This window comes from Mumia sp. ZJ430, assembly GCF_011751845.1.
Lineage (GTDB): Bacteria > Actinomycetota > Actinomycetes > Propionibacteriales > Nocardioidaceae > Mumia.
In genome coordinates, this window is record NZ_JAAHFK010000001.1 from 828,567 (window position 1) to 848,514 (window position 19,948).

Sequence of the window (19,948 nt, forward strand, 5' to 3'; positions counted from 1 at the left end):
GCACAGCTCAGTGGCGGTGCGTCCCACCCAACGGGTCGACCTCGCCGGTCGGCTTCACCTCTCCTCGCCACGCGCCGGTCTCGACGCCACGGGACTCGATGAACTCCTTGAAGCGCTTGAGGTCTCCCGCGACGCGACGCTCGACGACGTTCAGCACGTCGCCGGCCTTCTCGACGATGCCCTCCATGAACCGGGGGAAAGACTCGAACTGCCTCCACTGGTCGTACGTCCTCCCCGATCAACCGCCGGTCCCGGCCGCTGCGTGGGGCTTGGCCCCCCAGGTAGCGTTCCGGTCGTGACTCGTCGTGGCAGCGTCCCGGTCGTCGACCGGTGGGTCGCACTGGTCACGGGGACCCTCGCGCTCGTCGCTCTCGCCGCGTTCTGCGTCGTGACCGCCGTGGCCCCGGAGGCCGGGGTGGTGGAGCCGGTCCCGTCCGCCCTCGGTTGGGGCCTCGGTGCGGTCACGATCGTGCTGCAGGCGGTGGCACTGCTGTGGCGTCGTACGGCGCCGCGCACCGTCCTGCTCCTGGTCTCCCTCGGGATGCTGCTGTGCGCCGTGTGGGGCCTGGGGGACGGGATCGGCCTGGCCCAGCTGGCCGTCTTCGTCGCCTCCTACACCCTGGGGTTGGCGCAGCCGCTCTCCCGCTCCTGGCCGACCTTCGCCGCCGCCGGGGTGCTTGCGGCTGCCGGCTCGATGATCAGCGCGACGTTCAGTGATGAGCCGGTGGCACTCGCGCTCGGCCTCGGTGCGCTCCAGGGTGTCGGCACGGTGGGGCTCCCGCTGGCGGTCGCGATCGCGGTGGCCACCCGGCGAGAGATCCGGCAGGCGCGGCAGAGCCGGGTGGACGCGCTGGAACGTGAGCGTGGCGCGCTCGTCCAGGCCGCCGTCGCCCGCGAACGGACTGCCATGGCGCGCGAGCTGCACGACATCGCCGCCCACCACCTGTCCGGGATCGCGGTGATGACCGCGGCCATCGGCACGCAGATCGACTCCGACCCCGAGGCCGCCAAGGCCGCCGTCGCGCAGGTACGCACCCAGAGCACCGCGGTGCTGCGTGACCTGCGCAGCCTGGTCGGCCTGCTGCGCGAGGACGACGGTCGTACGGACACGCCCGAGCGGGTACGGCCGGAGTCCCTGGCCGGCATTCCCGCGCTCGTCGACGACGTCAGCGGCACCGTCCGCGACGTCCGGCTGACGGTGCTGGCCGGAGACCACCAGCAGGTCGGTCACGGAGTCGGTCCGCTGGGCCAGCTCGCGGCGTACCGGATGGCGCAGGAGGCCCTCGCCAACGCTGCCCGGCACGCGCCTGGCGCACCCACCGAGGTGACCGTCGACGACCGGGACCCCGAGGCCGTGCTGCTCACCGTCCGCAACGACCGGCCTGGCGGTCCTGCGGCGCAGCCGGGGAGGTCAGGGTTCGGCCTGGTCGGGATGCGTGAGCGCGCCGAGCTCACCGGCGCCAGCCTCGACATCGGTCCCACCCAGGACGGCGGCTGGCTGGTCCGGCTGCGGATCCCGCGGGACCAGGACACCCAGCACATCGACCGCACGACAGCCACCACGGAGGACGCATGACCCGGGTCCTGATCGCCGACGACCAGGCGCTGGTGCGCGCCGGATTGCGGACGCTCATCGACGCCGAGCCGGACCTCGAGGTGGTCGCTGTCGCCTCCGACGGCCGCGAAGCGGTCGAGGCCGCGCGCGCCCTGCGACCGGACGTGGTCTGCATGGACATCCGGATGCCCGGGCAGGACGGCATCAGCGCCACGCGGGAGCTGTGCGGGCCTGGCGTGACCGATCCGATTCCCGTCCTGGTGCTCACCACCTTCGACATCGACGACTACCTCTTTGGGGCGCTGGAGGCCGGGGCCTCGGGGTTCCTGCTCAAGGACGCCGAGCCCGAGGTGCTGGTCGCAGCGGTGCGCTCGGTCGCTCGGGGCAATGGCACCCTCGACGACGCACTGACCAAGCGGGTGCTGCGCGAGGTGGTGACGCGCCGAGAGATCGTCCCTGTCACCGCCGGTCGGGCCACCGAGCTGCTCACCGCCCGTGAGCTCGACATCCTGCTCTTGCTCGCGCAAGGTCTGTCCAACGACGAGATCGCCGCGCAGCTGGTCCTGGAGACCTCGACGGTGAAGTCGCACCTGGCCCGGATGATGCCGAAGCTCGGCGTCCGCTCCCGACTCCAGGCTGCGGTCTGGGCGTACCAGAACAAGGTCGTCGCCGTCCCCGACTGAGCGGACCCCGGCCCGCGCGGCGGCCGCGCTTGCATCGAAGGATGCAAGCCGGAGATCTCCTTCCTGCGCGGCTCGTGGCACACCCCCGCGGATTCGTACCGTCATCGTGTGTTCTCTTCCGATGACCGAGGAGCGGCGATGACCGCCCCCACCACCCACCGCACCGCTCACCCGCACGCGAACGGCGCCACCCGTCCGGCGCTGAGCCTCGTCGACGTGCACAAGCAGTACGCAGGAAGCTCGGGACCAGTCCACGCGCTGCGCGGCGTCTCGCTGGCCCTGGAGCCTGGCTCCTTCACCGCGGTGATGGGCCCCTCAGGCTCGGGCAAGTCGACGCTGCTCAACTGCGCCGCCGGACTCGACGCGCCGACCAGCGGCAGGATCACTGTCGGTGAGCACGACATCAGCACGCTCTCGCCCGATGCACTGACCCGGTTCCGCCGCGACCACATCGGCTTCATCTTCCAGTCGTACAACCTCGTCCCGCACCTCAGCGTGGCCGACAACGTCACGCTGCCCGCGATGCTGGCCGGGAAGGCCGACGAGCCACGCTGGCTGGCCGAGCTGCTCGACGCCGTCGGGCTGGCCGAGATGACGCAGCGCCGCCCCGGCGAGCTCTCCGGCGGGCAGGCCCAGCGCGTCGCGATCGCGCGCGCGCTCTTCTCCCGGCCCACCGTCGTCTTCGCCGACGAGCCGACCGGCGCACTCGACCGCCGTACCGGCACGGCCGTCCTGGCCCTGCTGCGCGAGACCGCGTCCCGGCTCGGGCAGACCGTGGTCATGGTGACCCACGACCCGCTGGTGGCTGCGACCGCCGAGCAGGTGCTCTTCCTCTCCGACGGACGTCTGGTCGACCGGCTCACGAACCCGACGGCGGCTTCGGTCGCCGAGCGTATGCTCGGGCTGGAGCGATGAGCACGATGTGGCGTCTCGCCCGCTCTGGTGCCACCGCCCACCTGCCGGGCCTGGTCGGCCCGTTCTTGGTGGTCGCCCTTGCCGCCGTGCTGGTCTCCGGGACCGGAGTCCTCATCGAGTCCGGCCTCCGCTCACCGGGCGGCGCCGGGTTCCTGATCCTCCTGGCCCTCTCCTTCACCGGCACCGCGACCATGCTGATCGTCTTCGTGGTCTCGGCGACCGTCTCGCTCGCCCTGCGCCGACGGCAACGGGACTTTGCGCTGCTGCGCGCGGTCGGCGCGACCCGCGGCCAGGTCCGTGGGCTGGTCGCCCGCGAGATCAGCCTGGTCGTGCTGGTGGCGGCGCCGCTGGGTGCACTCGTCGGCCTCGTCGCCGTCCGGCTGCTGACGCCCGTCCTGGTCGAGGCAGACATGGTGGGGCCGGACTTCCAGATGGCGCTCTCACCCCTGCCTGTGCTGGCGGCCGCGCTCGTCCTGCTGCCGGTGGCGTGGCTGGCCGCTCGGTTGGCGACGCGGTCGACGCTGCGTGCCGCGCCGACCGCAGCAGTCACGCAGAGCGTCGTCGAGCCGGTCGGCATCGGGCGCGTCCGCCGGATCAGCGCCCTCGCCCTCGCCGGAGCCGGCCTCATCATGGCGCTGAGCCCGCTGTTCATGCCCGGCACCCTCGGAAGCGCGATGGCCGCGACCTCGGCGTTCCTGCTCGTCGGTGCGGCGGCTGCCGCCGGCCCCGTGCTCGTCGCGTGGCTGCTGGACCATGCCAGCCTGCGAGGCGGACCGGCCACCCGCCTGGCGCTCGCCAACACCCGCGGCTTCTCGCGACGGCTGACCACCGTGGTGGTGCCGCTCGCCCTCGCCTTGGGGGTCGGCACCGTCCAGGCCACGACCGACGACACCTTGGCGGTGGCCGGCGAGCGCCAGCTGGCGGCCGGCCTGGACGCCGACCTGATCGTCACCGGCAGCGACCTCGACGAGTCCCGGCTCGCCGCACTCGCCACCCTGCCCGGCGTCGACGCGGCGGCCCCGCTCGCCACGGTGCCTGCGAGTGTGCGTACCGATGACGAGGCCGGGTGGCTCGGGCCGCTGGGATGGGAGCCGACGCAGGTACGCGGCCTCCCGGCCGGCGAGCTCGACGGCATGCTCGATCCTGGCGTTCGCGACGGCGACCTGGCCGCGCTGGACGCCCCGGACACCGTCGCGATCAGTCGAGACGCGCGCCTCGACACCGGCAAGGGCATCGGCGAGAAGATCGCGATCCGCTGGGCCGGCGACGACTTCGCGTGGGCGGAGGTCGTCGCGATCTATGACCGCGGCCTGGGTTTCGGGGACTATCTCGTCGGCCAGGGCACTCCCGCGGTGCACGGTGTCGACGTCCGTGCCGACACGGTGCTGCTTCGCGCCGACGAGCCGGGTGTGGGGGCCGCGGTCGCCGGCCTCGGGCTCACGGCGACCGACGAGGCGGCGTACGTCGCGTCGACGACCGAGTCGGGGGCCGCAGCGCGGGACCTCTCTGCCCTGCTGCTGCTCCTGCTGCTGGTCTTCGTCGTGGTGGCCGCCGCCAACGCGCTGGTCCTCAGCACCGCCGGACGACGCGACGAGCTGGTGCTGCTGTGGCGCACCGGCGCAACCCGACGCCAGCTGATCGCGATGGCGAGCGTCGAGGCCCTGGTCATCGGAGGCCTGGCCTGGCTGATCGGGACTGCCACGGTGATCCCGGCGGTCCTAGGCGTCAGCGGCGGCCTCCTCGGTGTGGCGGTGCCGCCGTTCGACCTGGTCGGCTACGGCGTCCTGAGCGCTGCTGTGCTGCTCGTACCGCTTGTAACCGTCGTCCCGGTGGTCGCCCGAGCAGCGCTGGGCAAGCGTTCGGCGCGGACGTAGGGTCGAGATCGTGGGCGGCGACGGGGGGCCGAAGTGATTCTTCGGCGGGTGGCTGTCGGCTCGTGCGTCGGGCTGACCGTTGTCGGCCTGCTTGCCGCCCCCGCGACAGCGGCCAGCGACTCCGCGGACGATCCCGTCAACCGCGTCGTCGCGATCTCGGTGGACGGCCTCAACCCCAAGGCGATCCACATGCTCGGCCGGTCCCGTACGCCGAACTTCCACCGGCTGATGCGGCAGGGCGCCGTCACACTGAACGCCCGCACGGCACGCGAGCAGACCCGTACCCTGCCGAACCACACCGGCATGCTGACCGGCAGGCGGATCGATCCTCGTCGCGGCGGACACGGCGTCACGTTCAACGACGACACGGGCACGACCGTGCACCGGGCGGCGGGCCGCCACATCTCCAGCGTGTTCGACGTCGTGCACAACAGTGGCGGTTCGACGGCGCTCTTCGCCGCGAAGACGAAGTTCGCCCTCTATCAGCGCACCTGGAACGCCACGATCGACCGGTTCACCGTCGACACCGACAACTCGCGACTCGTGACCAGGGTGACTGCCGAGCTGCGGCGGGCACCCCGTACGTTCACCTTCGTCCACCTGTCGCGGCCGGACCAGGCCGGTCACACCCGCGGGTTCATGAGTCGCGCATACCTGCGTGCGGTCCGCAGGACCGACCGGCTGCTCGGACGGATCCTGTCGACGATCCGCGCCCGGCCGGCGCTGCGCAAGCACACCCTGGTCGTGCTCACGGCCGACCACGGTGGCTCTGGCGCCTCGCACGGCGACGCTCGCAGGCTGGCCAACTACCGGGTGCCGTTCATGGTGTGGGGCCCTGGAGTCGCCGCGGGCCGGAACCTCTATCGCCTCAGCCCGCGCTACCGCAGCCCAGGCTCGGCCCGTACGAGATACACGGGCAGGCAGCCGATCCGCAACGGCGACCTCGCCAACCTGGTCACCGACGCCCTCGACCTGCCTCGCGTCCCTGGTGCGCGGTTCAACGTCCGACGACGCCTCAACGCCTTCCGCTGACGTCGGTGCCGATCTGCGGCGCATTCGATGATCACTCTCTGAGAGGGGTTCACACGATGCAGACGGTCACACTCAACAACGGGGCTGAGATGCCGATCCTCGGCTTCGGCGTCTACCAGATTCCCGCGGAGGAACTCAGAAGGCCGTCGAATCTGCGCTCGAAGTCGGCTACGGGCACCTCGACACCGCGGCGTCGTACGGAAACGAGGAGGCTGTCGGCGCAGCGATCAGGCCCACGGGGTCGCACGTGGCGACCTGTCGAGGACGACACCAAGCGCGCCTTCGAGAGCTCGTTGCGCCGTCTCGGACTGGACTACGTCGACCTCTACGTGATCCACCAGCCGCTCGGTGACTACTACAGCGAGTGGCGGGCCATGCAGCGGCTCTACGGAGAGGGGAGTATTCGTGCGATCGGTGTCTCGAACTTCTATCCTTCCCACGCGCTTCCTACCAGGACCTGATGCGCGAACGCGATGTGCAGATCGAGGCACTGGGGCCCGTTCGGTGAAGGCAAGAACAATCTGTTCTCCAACCCCGTCCTCTCCGCGATCGCCGGGGCGCACAGCAAGTCCGTCGCCCAGGTCGTGCTCCGGTGGCTCGTTCAGCGTGGGGTCGTCGCCGTCTCCAAGTCCGTACGTGCGGAGCGGATTGCAGAGAACCTCGAGGTCTTCGACTTCGTCTTGACCGACGCAGAGATGGGCCAGATCGCGTCACTCGACACCGGTGAGCGACCCCTCCACCATCCGACGGCGCCGGCTACGCGTCGCTTGGCGCGTCTCGGATCCAGCCGCGGCGCAGGCCCTCGTCGACGAGCATGCCCGTTGCGTCACCGAGCGTGGTCGACGCCGCGACGACACCGGACTCGCGAGCGCGGATGGTGGCGAGGTTCGCGCCGGGCATCCGCCACGTCCCGCCTTCGTTGAACCAGTTGAGCAGCATCGGCTCCAGCCGGTCGATGCCCTTGCAGAACCTCGCCTCCGGCGTCTTCCCCGCCTCGAACTCGTCCCAGAGCGCACGGATCTCCTGCGCCTGATCCTCGGGCAGCTGGGTGAACAGCCGGTCGGCTGCAGCCTCCTCCCGCTCGCGCTGATCGACTCGAGAGGCGGCGTCGAACACCGGGCTGTCGCCGGCATAGATCTCGACGAGGTCGTGGATGACGACCAGCTTCACCGCGTGGCCGACGTCGATCGGCTCCTCCGCGTACTCCGCGAGCAGCACCACCATCAGCGCGAGGTGCCAGGAGTGCTCGGCGTCGTTCTCGCGGCGATCGGCCGCAGCGAGCGGCGACGCACGCAGGATCGTCTTGAGCTTGTCGGCCTCGGCGATGAAGGACAGCTGCGCCGCGAGTCGCGCGTCGATGCCGTCAGGGAGCGGGTTGCGGGTGATGATCAGGGCGTCGTCTTCCACGACTCCGACACTCTCACGCGATGAGTTGCGCCGTCGCCGCCGGTCAGCCCTCCCAGATGCCGACGAGTGCGAGGAGCAAGGCGATGGTCAGCACAGGACGAGAGGCGACCGCGATCTCTGAGACCGGGATCCTGCGCCCGGGCGACGACGGGTACGACGCCGCCCGTCAGGTGTGGAACGCGATGGTCGACCACCGGCCCGCGATGATCGTGCGCTGCCGTGAGACCGCCGACGTGGTGGCGGCCGTGCTGCTGGCCCGTCGCGAGGGACTCGAGATCGGCGTGCGGTGCGGCGGGCACAGCGTCGTCGGGCACGGGGTCCCCGACGGCGGGCTGATGATCGACCTGACCCCGATGCGCGCCGTACGGGTCGCGCCGACCCGCCGCAGGGCGTGGGTCCAGGGTGGCGCTCTGCTCGGAGCCCTCGACGCCGCCACCCAGCCGTACGGACTGGCTACGACGGCGGGCAACGTCTCGCACACCGGCGTCGGTGGTCTCACGCTTGGCGGCGGGATGGGATGGCTCGCCCGCCAGCACGGGCTGACGTGCGACAACGTCGAGTCGTTCGAGATGGTGACCGCCACCGGAGACGTCGTACGGGCGTCGGCCGACGAGAACCCGGAGCTCTACTGGGGCCTGCGCGGGGGTGGGGGCAACTTCGGCATCGTCACGGAGTTCGAGCTCCGTCTGCACGAGACGGGGACGCAGACGCTCAGCGTCGAGCTCGACTTCGCCGTCGGCGATGCCGCGTCCGCCGTCGCCCGTTGGCGTGACCTCAACGCGACCGCACCACGGCGAGCGACGTACGCCGCCTCAGTCGCCGGCGGCGTGGTGACGCTCGGCTTCGTGTGGATCGGCGACCCGGGCGAAGGCCGCGAGCACGCACGACTGCTCGAGGCGCTCGGCCGACCGGTGGCGCGGCGCGTGGACGCGATGCCGTACGTCGACCTCCAGCGCCGCGATGACACCCTCGAGGGCCACGCGCTGCGTCGCTACTGGAAGGGCCACTACCTCCGCGACCTGCCCGACGCCGCGATCGAGGTCCTGCTGACCCAGGACCCGACGGTGGCCGCGAGCCTCCAGGCGTACGGCGGTGCGATCGACGAGGTGGACGACGACGCGACGGCGTACAGCCAGCGAGGCACGGTCTTCGAGTACGTCGCGGCGGCGCGCTGGACGGATGCCGAGGCCGATGAGGAGCAGATGGCGGCCGCGCGCGCGGCCGCCGCACGGCTGGAGCCGTACGCCAGCGGCGTCTACGTCAACGTGCTCGGCGACGAGGGCGCGACCGGCGTACGACGGGCGTACCTGCCGGCGACGCTTGCGCGGCTCACGGCGCTCAAGGACACGTACGACCCCGACAACGTCTTCCACCTGAACGCGAACATCCCGCCGAGCGCGCCGTCCTAGACTCCGCCTCGTCCATCCACTCTGCGGTGGGGCCAACGGAAAGTGCGTCCCCCACCGCGCAGTTCCGGTGGGGTAGCGATTCTCCGGTGGGGCTTGGACGTCGGCGGCTGGCCCGTTAGCGCGGCTGATCCCGGCGCGGTCGTCACCGTGCTTCCGCTCTGCATTGTCCAAAGGTTTGTGTTAGGACCGAGAGAAGGACCGCTTCAACCGAACGCCTCCCCGGGGTCCCCGCTTCACCGGTCGTCGCTCGGCGCCCGGAGTCTGGAGGAACGATGGCGCACTCGGAGTTCGGGGGCGGCGGGTTGGACCCACTCTTCGCCCGCCATGCCGAAGAGACCGGCCAGACCCGCAACGTCCTGCACGAGGAGCCAATGCTCCCGGAGACGGCCTACCAGATCGTGCATGACGAGGTAATGCTCGACGGCAACGCGCGTCTCAACCTCGCGACGTTCGTCGGCACGTGGATGGGGCCATACGCGGACCGTCTCTACTCCGAGACGTACGACAAGAACATGATCGACAAGGACGAGTACCCCGCGACGGCGGCGGTCGAGGAGCGGTGCTGGCGGATCCTCGCGGACCTCTGGAACGCTCCCGACCCCGACCAGGCGCTGGGCACGTCGGCGATCGGTTCGTCCGAGGCGTGCATGCTCGCCGGTCTCGCGTTCAAGCGACGTTGGCAGCACGCACGCAGGGCCGAGGGGAAGTCGACCGAGACCCCCAACCTGGTGATGAGTTCGGCCGTTCAAGTGGTGTGGGAGAAGTTCTGCAACTACTGGGACGTCGAGGCCCGCTACGTGCCGATCACTGAGGAGCACAAGACGCTCGACGGGCACGACCTCGCGTCGTACGTGGACGAGAACACGATCGGCGTCGTCGTCATCATGGGCGTCACGTACACGGGCATGTACGAGCCGGTCACCGCCGTGGCGGCGGCTCTGGACCAGATCGAGAAGGACACCGGCCTCGACATCCCGATCCACGTCGACGGTGCCTCCGGCGCGATGATCGCACCGTTCCTGCAGAAGGACATCGAGTGGGACTTCAGGGTCGAGCGGGTGCACTCGATCAACACCTCGGGGCACAAGTACGGGCTCGTGTACCCGGGTCTCGGCTGGGTCGTCTGGAAGTCTCGCGACTTCTTGCCTGAGGACCTGATCTTCTCGGTCAGCTACCTGGGCGGTGACATGCCGACGCTCGCGCTGAACTTCTCGCGGCCGGGTGCGCAGGTCCTCCTCCAGTACTTCAACTTCCTGCGGCTCGGTTACAACGGCTACCGCGCTGTGCAGCAGGCCGCTCAGGACACCGCGAAGCACCTCGCCGACGGCATCCAGAAGCACGGGGCGTTCACGCTGTGGAACGACGGCAGTGACATCCCGGTCTTCGCCTGGCGCCTTGCGGAGGGCCACACGGACAACTGGAACCTGTACGACCTCTCCGACCGGCTGCGCACGTACGGCTGGCAGGTGCCGGCGTACCCGATGCCGGACAACCTTTCCGACCTCGTCGTCCAGCGCATCGTCGTCCGCAACGGGATGAGCTACGACCTCGCCGACAAGCTGCTGCGCGACATCGCTGCGGCCACGAGCGATCTCGACAGCCTTCCTGCGGCGATCCCGCGGTCCGTGGCGAAGCGCACCTTCCACCACTGAGGGGTGCGGCTCGGCGCGGAGCTCATCCTCACCGTTCTCGGGGCGGTGTGGCTGACGGCGATCGCCGCCCCTCGAGCACACCGGCGAACGCGAGCATCGTGATGCCGGCGAGGGGGACGACGAGGAGGCCGACCCGCAGGCTCGTCGCGTCCGCGACGAGGCCGACGATCGGGGGCGAGACGAGGAATCCGACCCGCATGAGCCAGGTCAGCAGCGTGAGTCCCGTGCCGGGCTTGAAACCGGGGAGCTCGTCGGCGCCGTGCATCGCCGCGGGGATCACGGTCGCGACGCCGAACCCGGCGGCCGCGAACCCGGCGATGGTCCCCGGCACCGTCGGGAAGGCCAGTGCGGCGCCCATGCCCGACGCGGTGATCAGGCCCCCGACGCGGACCACGGCGCGCTGCCCGAACCGGTCGACCAGCCGGTCGCCGATGATCCGCCCGACGAACTGCGCGCCGACCAGCGCGACGTAACCGAACGCGGCGATCGACCCTGCCGCGCCGAGCGACTCGTTCAGGTAGACCGCCGCCCACGTGCTGCCCGCGTCCTCCACGAGTGCGTCCGCGATGCCGAGGAGGACGAGCGCGCCGAGGACCAGGACCGTACGAGGGGTGGGGCCGGTCGGTCGGGCGCGAGGCGTCGGTGGGGTGCCGTCGGGCTCGCTGGTCTCGATGGGCTCCACGGGCTCGGCATCGCGGCCGCGCAGCAGGAACGGGAACGCCGCGACCGCGATCGCGGCGAACAGCGCCGACGAGAGGCCGAGATGGACCGCCGGTGACAGACCCAGCGCGACCGCCCCCGCGCCCATGAGGCCACCGAGCACCGCGCCTGCGGACCAGATCGCGTGGAACGCGTTGAGGATCGACCGCCCGTAGCGTCGCTGGACCCGCAGCCCGTGCGCGTTCTGCGCCACGTCGGTGATCGCGTCCATCGCGCCGAGCAGGAACAGCGCCGCGGCGAACGTCGCGAGGTTGGGCGCGAGACCGATGGCGAAGGCGCCGACCCCGGTGAGGATCGTGCCGACGACCGTGACCCGCGACGACCGGAAGCGCCTGATGAGCACGCCGGCCGCGAGCCCCGCGACCAGTGCTCCGACGGGCAGCGCGGCGATCGCGAGTCCGTACGAGGCGTTGGTCAGGTCGAGGTCGTCCTTGATCCCGGGATAGCGGGGGAGGACGTTCGCGAAGATCGCGCCGTTCGTCAGGAACAGCACGGCCACGGCGATCCGCGCGCGGCGCAGCGTCTGGTCGGGGGAGGTCACCGCACGACGCTAGTCGATGACTGGGCGCACGACATCATCGTCAGCAGCGGTACGACGTCGCGCGCGCGACCGGTACGCGGACGGCGTCGTGCCGTACTGGCGCACGAACGCCTGGCGCATCGCCTCGGCCGACCTGAACCCGCACTGGCGTGCGATGGTCGCGAGCGGTTCGGGGGTTCCCTCAAGCAGATGGGCGGCCGCTTCGAGACGCACGGTCCGGACGTACTGCGCTGGCGTGGCTCCGACCTCGGCGGCGAAGACTCGGCCGAGGTGACGCACGCTCACACCGGCGACGTCCGCGAGGGCGGCGGTGTCTGCCGGAGCGGCGAGATCGGCGGTCACGTGGTCGGTCACGCTGCGGACGATGGTGTTCTCCGTCGTGGGTGCTGCGGTGTGGATGCTCATCTGCGACTGGCTCCCCGGCCGCTGGAGGTAGGTGACGAGGTAGCGCGACGTCGCACGCGCGAGCTCCGGCCCGTGGTCCTCCTCGATGAACGCCAGCGTCAGGTCGAGCGCGCTCGTGACGCCGGCGGCGGTCGAGATCGCGCCGTCGCGGATGAAGATCGGATCAGGATCGACGGTGACATTCGGGTGATGGCGAGCCAGCCGCGCCGCGTACTGCCAGTGTGTGGTCGCGCGCCGCCCGTCGAGGAGGTCGGCCGCGGCCAGGATCGTGGCCCCTGTGCAGACCGAGGCCGTACGGCGGGCCGCGCCGGCGAGACGGCGTACGTGGTCGCGGACCAGCATGCTCTCCGCGGCGCGCTCGTGACCGGTGCCGCCGGAGACGATGACCGTGTCGATCGGCGTCGCAACGTGCTCGAGCGCGCCGTCGGCGGCGAGGGTGAGGCCCGACCCGCACACGACGGGGAGCCCGCCGGGCGAGACGACGCGCGTGCTGTACGGGACCTCGAGCGCTCCGATCATGTTCGCCATCATCAGCGGGGTGGTGATGCAGGCGATGTCGAGCAGCTCGGCGTTCTCGTACGCGACGACGACGACGGTCCGTTCCGGCATGCTTCAGTGTAGGCCGAGAGACACGGATCCCAGGATCTCGGACACGATCGGCCGCAGAGGTCTCACGCGTCGGGCAAACCTCCTTAGCGTCGACGTCATGATCAGCGACACCGAGGGACGCGGACCTCGCACCGAGCGGCAGCACCGCCTGCCGTGGCTGTTGCGGCGGTGGCCGACTGCGCTCGGCATCGGGTCAGGCGCGTTCATCGTGTCCGACATGACGGACGGGTCGGAGGCGGCGCTCGTCCTCGTCGTCGCGGCCTTGGGCTACATCGCGACTGCGGTGCTGGACCGGCAAGGTCTGATCTGGGCGGTCGTCGCGGCCGAGATGGTCGTGGTCGTGGTCCTGCGGATCGTCGACGTCGATCCCATCCCGGTGCTGGCCGTCGCTGCGGTCGCACTGGCGCTGGTCGGCGCCGTGCGGCGGAGGTGGGGGCCGTCTCGCTTCGAGACGCTCTACCCCTGGCTCACCGCGCTCTTCCTCGTCGCTGGCCTCGTCGGTGCTTACGCGAGCCCGGTGCTCGCCGGGGTGATCGTCGGCCTCGCGCTCATCGCTCACGCTGCGTGGGACGCGATCCACTGGCACGAGGACGCCGTGGTCAGCCGCCCGTTCGCCGAGTGGTGCGGCACGCTCGACTTCGTTCTGGGGATCGGGGTGCTCGTGCTGGTGCTCGCGTGAGCGCCCCTCACCCGCGCTCGGTGCGGACGAGCACGCCGATCTTGTCGATGCGGTGCTCGGGGTTGTCGAACTCGTCGACCCAGAAGTTGCCCTGCGCGTGGTCCTCCGGCGTCGCGCAGGTCGAGAGCGTGACGTGGGCGCGTTCGGGCTGACGACCGGGGTGGCCGGGGACGGCAGCACGCTGCTCCGCGAGCGAACGCGCCGAGCGGAACGACGTCGAGCGCGTGCCGACGATCTCGTACGTCCAGCGCGTGCCGCCGGCGGTCACATGCACCCGGTCGCCGCGCTCGAGGTCCGGCAGGTCCAGGAACGCCCGCGTGGACGAGAGGCGGTGCGCGGTCACCTGGTAGTTGCCGATCCCGCCGGGCCCCGCACCGCCGTCGCGCCCGTACGGGCTGGCGGCGTGGCCGCGGTTCTGGATCCGGGTGCCGGCGGCGTCGTCGGTTTTGCCCCGGTAGGCGATCACGCGCAGGTCGCGGATGCCGAGAGTCGGGATGGACAGGAGGGCGTCGCGAGGCGGGGTGGGAGGTGCGGGAGCAGCGGTGGGGCTCGGCGTCGGGGTTGGTGAGGGCGCCCGCGTCGCGGAGGGCGTGCGCGTCGGAGTGGTCGACGCAGATCGCTCGGCCTGCGGCGTGGGGGCGCGCTCGACGACCGGGGCACCGCCACATCCCACGATTAGGAGTGTGGCCGCGCCCAGGAGGCCAGTGCGTGCCTTCATCTCACGACGGTAGGACGTGATCCGTCAGTCCGTCGAGGGTGCCGAAGCGGTGCGCGGTCATGCTCACCGCCTGCTCGTGCACGAACGGCAGCATCTCGACCCGCCCCGCCTCCGTGACCGGGTGCCCGTACACCGCGAGGTCAGGACGCCCACCGGTCGCCCGCATCAGCGCAGCCGCGTCGCCGCCAACGAGGCGTACGCGCCCGGCCGGAAGGTCCGTGGCCCGTGCAAGCCACGCGGCGTCCCGCTCCACGACGATCGACGTCCGGGCGCCGCCGAAGGCGACCCGTACCGGGGCAGGCAGCGCGACGGCCGAGCTCACCGAGACGATCGCCCCCGCACGCGCTCCTGCCGCGACGACGCGGACGAGCTCGGCCAGCGGCCGCTCGCCGTCGTACCGCACGGTGACGGGCACGGGCAGGTGCCTCAGGACGTTGCGCTCGTACGGGATGCCCGTGACGTCGGCGCCGACGCCGAACAGCGTCCGCCAGGCCTGCGCGTCGCTGCGCAGCGCCCGCTCGAGCATGGCGAGGCCGTCGCCGGGCACGCCTGCGGCGACGGCGGCGTCGACGAACACCCGCTGATCGAGCGCGATCGGGTCGCCCGACGTCGCCCGCGCCGGCTCCCAGTCGACCAGCCCGTGGAGATAGCTCGGGCCACCCGCCTTCGTACCGGCGCCGACCGCCGACCGTTTCCACCCGCCGAACGGCTGCCGTCGTACGATCGCGCCGGTGATGCCGCGGTTCACGTACAGGTTGCCCGCGTCGACGCCGTCCACCCACCGCGCGATGTCGTCCGGGTCGAGCGAGTGGAGCCCGGCGGTGAGCCCGTACGGCGTCGCGTTCTGCAGCGCGATCGCCTCGTCCAGCGTCCCGGCGGTCATGATCCCGAGCACCGGCCCGAAGAACTCCACAAGGTGCGTCGCCGATCCGGGTGCCACGCCGACCTTCACCCCGGGCGACCACAGGCGGCCGGTCTCGTCGAGCCGCCGCGGCGCGACGAGCCACGACTCGCCGGTCTCGAGCGAGGTGAGCGCGTCGAGCAGCTTGCCGTGCGCGGGTTCGATGACGGGCCCGACCTGGCTTGTCGGGTCGGTCGGATAGCCGACCTTGAGCGACCGTACGGCATCGGCGAGCTGGTCGCGGAAGCGTCGCGACCGCGTCACGGGGCCGACGAGGATCGCCAGCGAGGCCGCCGAGCACTTTTGCCCGGCGTGCCCGAACGCCGACGCGACGAGGTCCTTCACGGCGAGGTCGAGGTCCGCGCTCGGCGCGACGACGATCGCGTTCTTGCCGCTGGTCTCGGCTAGCAGCGGCAGGTCCGGCCGGAAGGTGCGGAACAGCGCCGCTGTCTCGTACGCGCCGGTGAGGATCAGCCGGTCGACGCGGCGGTCGGAGACGAGCTGCTGCCCGAGGTCGGACTCGGCGACGTGGACGAGCTGCAGCACGTTGCGGGGCACGCCCGCCTCCCACAGCGCCGCGACGACGAGCGACCCGCACCGCCGGGCCTGGTGGGCGGGTTTGACGACGACCGACGCGCCGGACGCGAGCGCGGCGAGCATCGAGCCCGAGGGGATCGCGACCGGGAAGTTCCACGGCGGCGTGACGACGGTGAGGCGTACGGGGACGGGCGTCGCGCCGTCGGTACGGTCGAGCAGCCTGGCGGACTCGGCGTAGTAGCGGGCGAAGTCGACCGCCTCGGAGACCTCCGGATCGGCCTGGTCGACGGTCTTGCCGCACTCGGCCGCCATCACCTCGACGAGGTCGGCGCGATGCCGTTCGAGCGCGGCCGCGGCACGGCGCAGCACCTCGGCCCGCCCGTCTCCGCCGAGCGCGGCCCACGCCGGCTGCGCGTCGACCGCCGAGGCGAGCACGCCCTCGATCGCGTCGGCTGAGGTCACGGTGTGCTCCCGCACCAGCTCCTCGCCGAGCTCCGACGACGCGGCGCGCGCGAGGATGTCCCGCGCCCAGGCGCGGTTGCACTCCAGGGCCGGGTCGGTGTCCGAGGTGTTGGCGAAGCCCGGCGGCGGCACGTCGACCGGATCCGTACGGCGGTCCTGTCGCCGACGCGGCTCCGGCACGGTCGCGTCCACCGCCCGCAGCGACGCGAGGAACCGGTCCCGCTCCCGTGCGAACAGCCGCTCGTCGCTCCCGAGGTCGAAGACCGCCGACATGAAGTTCTCCGGGCTCGCGCCCTCCTCGAGTCGCCGCACGAGATAGGCGATCGCGGTGTCGAACTCCGCCGCCCGCACCACCGGGGTGTAGAGGAGCAGCCCGCCGACGGTCCTGCGTACGGCCTCGGCCTGTCCCTGCGCCATCCCGAGGAGCATCTCGACGTCGACACCGTCGCGGACCCCGCGCCGCCCGGCGAGCAGCCACGCGTGCGCGACGTCGAAGAGGTTGTGACCGGCGACCCCGATCCGGACGTTCGCGATGCGGTCGGGGTCGAGGGCGTAGTCGAGGATCCGCTTGTAGTGCGTGTCGGTCTCCTGCTTGGAGCCCCAGGTCGCGAGCGGCCAGTCGCGCAGCGCCGACTCGACGTGCTCCATCGGAAGGTTCGCGCCCTTGACCAGCCGCACCTTGATCACCGCACCGCCGGCGGCGCGGCGACGCGCGGCCCACTCCTGGAGGTGCTGCATCGTCGCGAGGGTGTCGGGCAGGTAGGCCTGCAGCACGATGCCGGCCTCGAGGTCGCGCAGCGCGGGCTCGTCCAGGAGACGCGTGAAGACCGCGACGGTGAGGTCGAGGTCGCGGTACTCCTCCATGTCGAGGTTGATGAACGTGCGCGGCGACGCCTGCACCGCCTGCCGATAGAGCGGACGCAGCTGCGCGACGACGTGGTCGACCGTCTCGTCGAACGCCCACGGCGAGTGGGGTGCGACGGTCGCGGAGACCTTGATCGACACGTAGTCGACGTCGGGTCGCGAGAGGAGTCGCTCGGTCCCGTCGAGCCGCCGCGACGCCTCGCGCTCGCCCAGCACGGCCTCGCCGAGGAGGTTGAGGTTGAGCCGGACGCCGCGCGAGCGGATGCGCGCGATCGCTTGGCCGAGCCGGCGGTCGGAGGCGTCGACGACGAGGTGCCCGACCATGCCGCGCAGGACCCTGCGGACCATCGGGATCACGAGGCCCGGCGCGACCCGCGCGGCGACGGCTCCCACGCGGATCGCCGCGCGCAGGTGCCACGGCAGGAACGACGGCACGTCGTGTGCGTGCTCGGCGAAGGCCCGTGCGGCGACCCGAGCGTCCTCCGGCCGGATGACGCCGTCGACGAACCCGACGGCGAACGGCAGGCCCGCCGGATCCTTCAGGACGTCCGCGAGCTGCTGGGCCGAACGGTCGGTCGGCACCTGCGCCGCGACCGCGAGCCACTGCCGTACGAGAGCCTCGACCTCGTCCTCGAGACCGGGATCGTGCGCCAGGGCTGCGGTCGCGTCGGGCACCGTCAGTGCGCCACCAGGGCCGGCGTGGGTGCCGGCGTCACCATCGCGAACAGGTCCTTCGGGTCAGCGGGCTCGGCGACCAGGTCGAGCATGGCCTCGTACGAGGTGCCGCGCACGGCGTCGCGGACGAAGCGGAGCGCGACGAAGTCCTCGATCGCGAAGCCGACCGAGTCGAACACCGTGACCTCCTCGCGCGACGTACGGCCCGCGGCCTCGCCCGCGATCACCGCCCACAGCTCGGTCACCGCAAACTCTGGTCCGAACGCCTGGATCTCGCCCTCGACGCGGGTCTGCTCGGGGTACTCGACGAAGACCGACGCCCGCCCCAGGATCGCCTGGTCGAGCTCGGTCTTGCCGGGGCAGTCGCCGCCGATCGCGTTGACGTGCACGCCGGGAGCGACGTCGACGTCGCGTAGGACGGTCGCGTTGGTCTTGTCGGCGGTGCAGGTCGTGATCACGTCGGCACCGCGTACGGCGTCGGCGGCGCTGGTGGCGACGGTGATCTCGAAGCCGAGCGGCTCGAGGTTGCGGACGAGCTTGTACATCGCCTCGGGGTCGGTGTCGAAGACCCGCAGCCGGTCGATGCCGAGGACGGCGCGGAAGCCGAGCGCCTGGAACTCCGCCTGCGACCCGGTCCCGATCATCGCCATCGTCGAGGAGTCGGGGCGGGCCAGCCACTTCGCGGCCATCGCCGACGTCGCCGCCGTACGGAGGGCGGTGAGCAGCGTCATCTCCGCCATGAAGGTCGGGTAGCCGTTGTGCACCTGGGCGAGGACGCCGAACGCGGTGACGGTCTGGAAGCCACGCAGCGGGTTGGACGGATGGCCGTTGACGTACTTGAACCCGTACTCGTCGCCGTCGCTGGTCGGCATCAGCTCCATCACGCCGTCGCGCGTGTGCACGGCGTGACGCGGCGACTTGTCGAACTGCGGCCACCGGCGGAAGTCGCCCTCGAGCGCCGTCACCATCTCACCGATGATGCGCTCGGCTCCCTTTTCGCCGATCCAGCGGCTCATGCTTCCCACGTCCACGAAGGAGACTGTCGTCATGCCCGGACCTCCAGTGTGCAGCACTTCACGCTTCCGCCGCCCTTGAGCAGCTCGCTCAGGTCGACGCCGATCGGGTGGAAACCGCGCTCCCGCAGACACTCGTGCAGGTGCACGGCCTTGTCGGTGAGGACGACATGGTGGCCGTCCGAGACCGCGTTGAGCCCGAGGACGCTCGCGTCCGCGTCGTTCGCGAGGATCGCGTCGGGGAACAGCTGGCGCAGGACGGCGTTGCTCGCCGCGCTGAACGCGCCCGGGTAGTAGGCGATCGTCCGCTCGTCGAGCACGGCCAGCGCCGTGTCGAGGTGGTAGTAGCGCGGGTCGATCAGGTCCAGCGAGATCACCGGGGCGCCGAAGAACTCGCGCACCTCGTGGTGCGCGGCGACCGAGGTACGGAAGCCGGTGCCGGCGAGGATCAGGCGTCCGACGACGAGGAAGTCGCCCTCACCCTCGTTGGTGGACCCGGCCTGGATCGTCGGCCGGAACCCGGCCTCGTCGAACCACGCGTGGTACGCCGCCCCCTCGGGCTGGCGCTCGGCGAAGGTGAAGCTCGCCGCGACCGCCTTGCCGTCGTACACGACGCCGCCGTTCGCGGCGTACACCATGTCGGGCAGGCCCTCGACCGGGCGGATCAGGTCGACCTTATGACCGAGACTCTCGTACGTGGCGCGCAGCGTCTCCCACTGCGCGACCGCGAGCGCGGTGTCGACCGGCTTGCTCGGGTCCATCCACGGGTTGATCGCGTAGGTCACGTCGAAGTGCTCCGGTCGGCACATCAAGAAGCGGCGTGGTGTCGCTTCGCGGGGCATCGGATGTGCCGTCTGCTGCCTCGTCGTCGGCAGCGCAGCCCCGGTCATGATCGTCATCTACCACCTCCGTGTCGTCAGGTGTCCCGAACGTACGTCGGTACCCGTTGCGCGGCCGATGGCAATCCGTTGCGCAGATCGGTCAGCGACGGGCGGTCTGTTGCGGGATCTGCGCGATGACGAGCGTCGTCAGCGCATCCCATAGTGGTACCGTGTTGGTATGAGCACCCAGATCGCGGTACGCCTGGACGAGGAGCTTGTCGAGTTCGTCGATGCCCTCGTACGCCGCGGCGAGGCGTCTAGTCGTGCAGCGGTGGTCGCTCGGGCACTCGAACGGGAGCGGCGTCGCAAGACCGCAGAGCGCGATGCGGCAATCCTCGCTGCGGCCCGAACGGACGCGGACATGGACGATCTCGCCGAGTTCGCCTCCCGCCTTCCGATGGACGACATCGACTGAT

18 protein-coding genes are annotated in these 19,948 nt (G+C 71.3%); 10 read left to right on the forward strand and 8 right to left on the reverse strand.

Annotated elements, in window-relative coordinates:
- Window positions 1-7: 7 nt before the first annotated feature.
- Window positions 8-187, reverse strand: coding sequence for a hypothetical protein (locus HCT63_RS03990; RefSeq protein WP_208322312.1), 180 nt, complete (start codon window positions 185-187; stop codon window positions 8-10).
- Window positions 188-295: 108 nt separating this feature from the next.
- Between HCT63_RS03990 and HCT63_RS03995 the strand changes: the two genes are divergently transcribed.
- The 6 genes from HCT63_RS03995 (at window position 296) to HCT63_RS20190 (ending at window position 6,520) form a co-directional block, all read left to right on the forward strand.
- The gene (locus HCT63_RS03995) at window positions 296-1,576 is read left to right on the forward strand and encodes a histidine kinase (RefSeq protein ID WP_167001475.1); all 1,281 of its coding nucleotides are present in this window, start codon (window positions 296-298) and stop codon (window positions 1,574-1,576) included.
- Window positions 1,573-2,238, forward strand: coding sequence for a response regulator transcription factor (locus HCT63_RS04000; RefSeq protein WP_167001476.1), 666 nt, complete (start codon window positions 1,573-1,575; stop codon window positions 2,236-2,238). The genes HCT63_RS03995 and HCT63_RS04000 overlap by 4 nt, the downstream gene beginning before the upstream one ends.
- Window positions 2,239-2,376: 138 nt before the next feature.
- Window positions 2,377-3,153, forward strand: coding sequence for an ABC transporter ATP-binding protein (locus tag HCT63_RS04005; protein WP_167001477.1), 777 nt, complete (start codon window positions 2,377-2,379; stop codon window positions 3,151-3,153).
- Complete coding sequence (locus tag HCT63_RS04010) at window positions 3,150-5,027, forward strand: ABC transporter permease (protein WP_167001478.1); 1,878 nt, start codon at window positions 3,150-3,152, stop codon at window positions 5,025-5,027. The genes HCT63_RS04005 and HCT63_RS04010 overlap by 4 nt, the downstream gene beginning before the upstream one ends.
- A 48-nt stretch (window positions 5,028-5,075) precedes the next feature.
- On the forward strand, window positions 5,076-6,059 hold the full coding sequence (locus HCT63_RS04015; RefSeq protein WP_167001479.1) for an alkaline phosphatase family protein: 984 nt from the start codon (window positions 5,076-5,078) through the stop codon (window positions 6,057-6,059).
- 89 nt (window positions 6,060-6,148) lie between these two features.
- Entirely contained in the window at window positions 6,149-6,520 is a 372-nt protein-coding gene (locus tag HCT63_RS20190; protein ID WP_208322259.1) for an aldo/keto reductase, read from the forward strand.
- Window positions 6,521-6,815: 295 nt separating this feature from the next.
- Here HCT63_RS20190 and HCT63_RS04025 read toward each other — a convergent pair whose 3' ends face one another.
- Window positions 6,816-7,466, reverse strand: a complete 651-nt coding sequence (locus HCT63_RS04025; RefSeq protein WP_167001480.1) for an HD domain-containing protein — start codon at window positions 7,464-7,466, stop codon at window positions 6,816-6,818.
- Window positions 7,467-7,549: 83 nt separating this feature from the next.
- On the opposite strand from HCT63_RS04025, the gene HCT63_RS04030 reads away from it, so the two are divergent.
- Together HCT63_RS04030 and HCT63_RS04035 are read left to right on the forward strand one after the other, a co-directional pair.
- Window positions 7,550-8,875, forward strand: coding sequence for an FAD-binding oxidoreductase (locus tag HCT63_RS04030; protein ID WP_167001481.1), 1,326 nt, complete (start codon window positions 7,550-7,552; stop codon window positions 8,873-8,875).
- Window positions 8,876-9,147: 272 nt separating this feature from the next.
- The gene (locus HCT63_RS04035) at window positions 9,148-10,527 is read left to right on the forward strand and encodes a glutamate decarboxylase (protein ID WP_167001482.1); all 1,380 of its coding nucleotides are present in this window, start codon (window positions 9,148-9,150) and stop codon (window positions 10,525-10,527) included.
- 28 nt (window positions 10,528-10,555) lie between these two features.
- On the opposite strand, the gene HCT63_RS04040 is transcribed toward HCT63_RS04035, so the two are convergent.
- Window positions 10,556-11,788, reverse strand: coding sequence for an MFS transporter (locus tag HCT63_RS04040; RefSeq protein ID WP_208322260.1), 1,233 nt, complete (start codon window positions 11,786-11,788; stop codon window positions 10,556-10,558).
- A gap of 9 nt (window positions 11,789-11,797) precedes the next feature.
- Window positions 11,798-12,802 carry a helix-turn-helix domain-containing protein gene (locus HCT63_RS04045; protein ID WP_167001483.1) on the reverse strand — a complete coding sequence of 335 codons (1,005 nt, stop codon included), beginning with the start codon at window positions 12,800-12,802 and terminating at the stop codon, window positions 11,798-11,800.
- Between the two features lie 97 nt (window positions 12,803-12,899).
- Between HCT63_RS04045 and HCT63_RS04050 the strand changes: the two genes are divergently transcribed.
- Window positions 12,900-13,481 carry a hypothetical protein gene (locus tag HCT63_RS04050; RefSeq protein WP_167001484.1) on the forward strand — a complete coding sequence of 194 codons (582 nt, stop codon included), beginning with the start codon at window positions 12,900-12,902 and terminating at the stop codon, window positions 13,479-13,481.
- 7 nt (window positions 13,482-13,488) lie between these two features.
- Here the strand turns inward: HCT63_RS04050 and HCT63_RS04055 are convergent, their stop codons facing one another.
- Genes HCT63_RS04055 through ddaH form a run of 4 tightly spaced genes read right to left on the reverse strand, consistent with a single transcriptional unit; the run spans window position 13,489 to window position 19,550 of the window.
- Window positions 13,489-14,199, reverse strand: coding sequence for a sortase (locus HCT63_RS04055; protein ID WP_167001485.1), 711 nt, complete (start codon window positions 14,197-14,199; stop codon window positions 13,489-13,491).
- A gap of 1 nt (window position 14,200) precedes the next feature.
- A complete protein-coding gene (locus HCT63_RS04060; protein WP_243842873.1) occupies window positions 14,201-17,638 on the reverse strand; it encodes a bifunctional proline dehydrogenase/L-glutamate gamma-semialdehyde dehydrogenase in 3,438 nt (1,145 codons plus the stop codon).
- Between the two features lie 2 nt (window positions 17,639-17,640).
- The gene (locus tag HCT63_RS04065; protein ID WP_167001486.1) at window positions 17,641-18,687 is read right to left on the reverse strand and encodes an ornithine cyclodeaminase; all 1,047 of its coding nucleotides are present in this window, start codon (window positions 18,685-18,687) and stop codon (window positions 17,641-17,643) included.
- Window positions 18,684-19,550: a dimethylargininase gene (gene ddaH, locus HCT63_RS04070; RefSeq protein WP_243842874.1), complete on the reverse strand. Its 867-nt coding sequence runs from the start codon at window positions 19,548-19,550 to the stop codon at window positions 18,684-18,686. Before ddaH ends, HCT63_RS04065 begins: the two co-directional genes overlap by 4 nt.
- Window positions 19,551-19,710: 160 nt before the next feature.
- On the opposite strand from ddaH, the gene HCT63_RS04075 reads away from it, so the two are divergent.
- Window positions 19,711-19,947, forward strand: a complete 237-nt coding sequence (locus tag HCT63_RS04075) for a YlcI/YnfO family protein (protein WP_167001487.1) — start codon at window positions 19,711-19,713, stop codon at window positions 19,945-19,947.
- Window position 19,948: the final 1 nt, after the last annotated feature.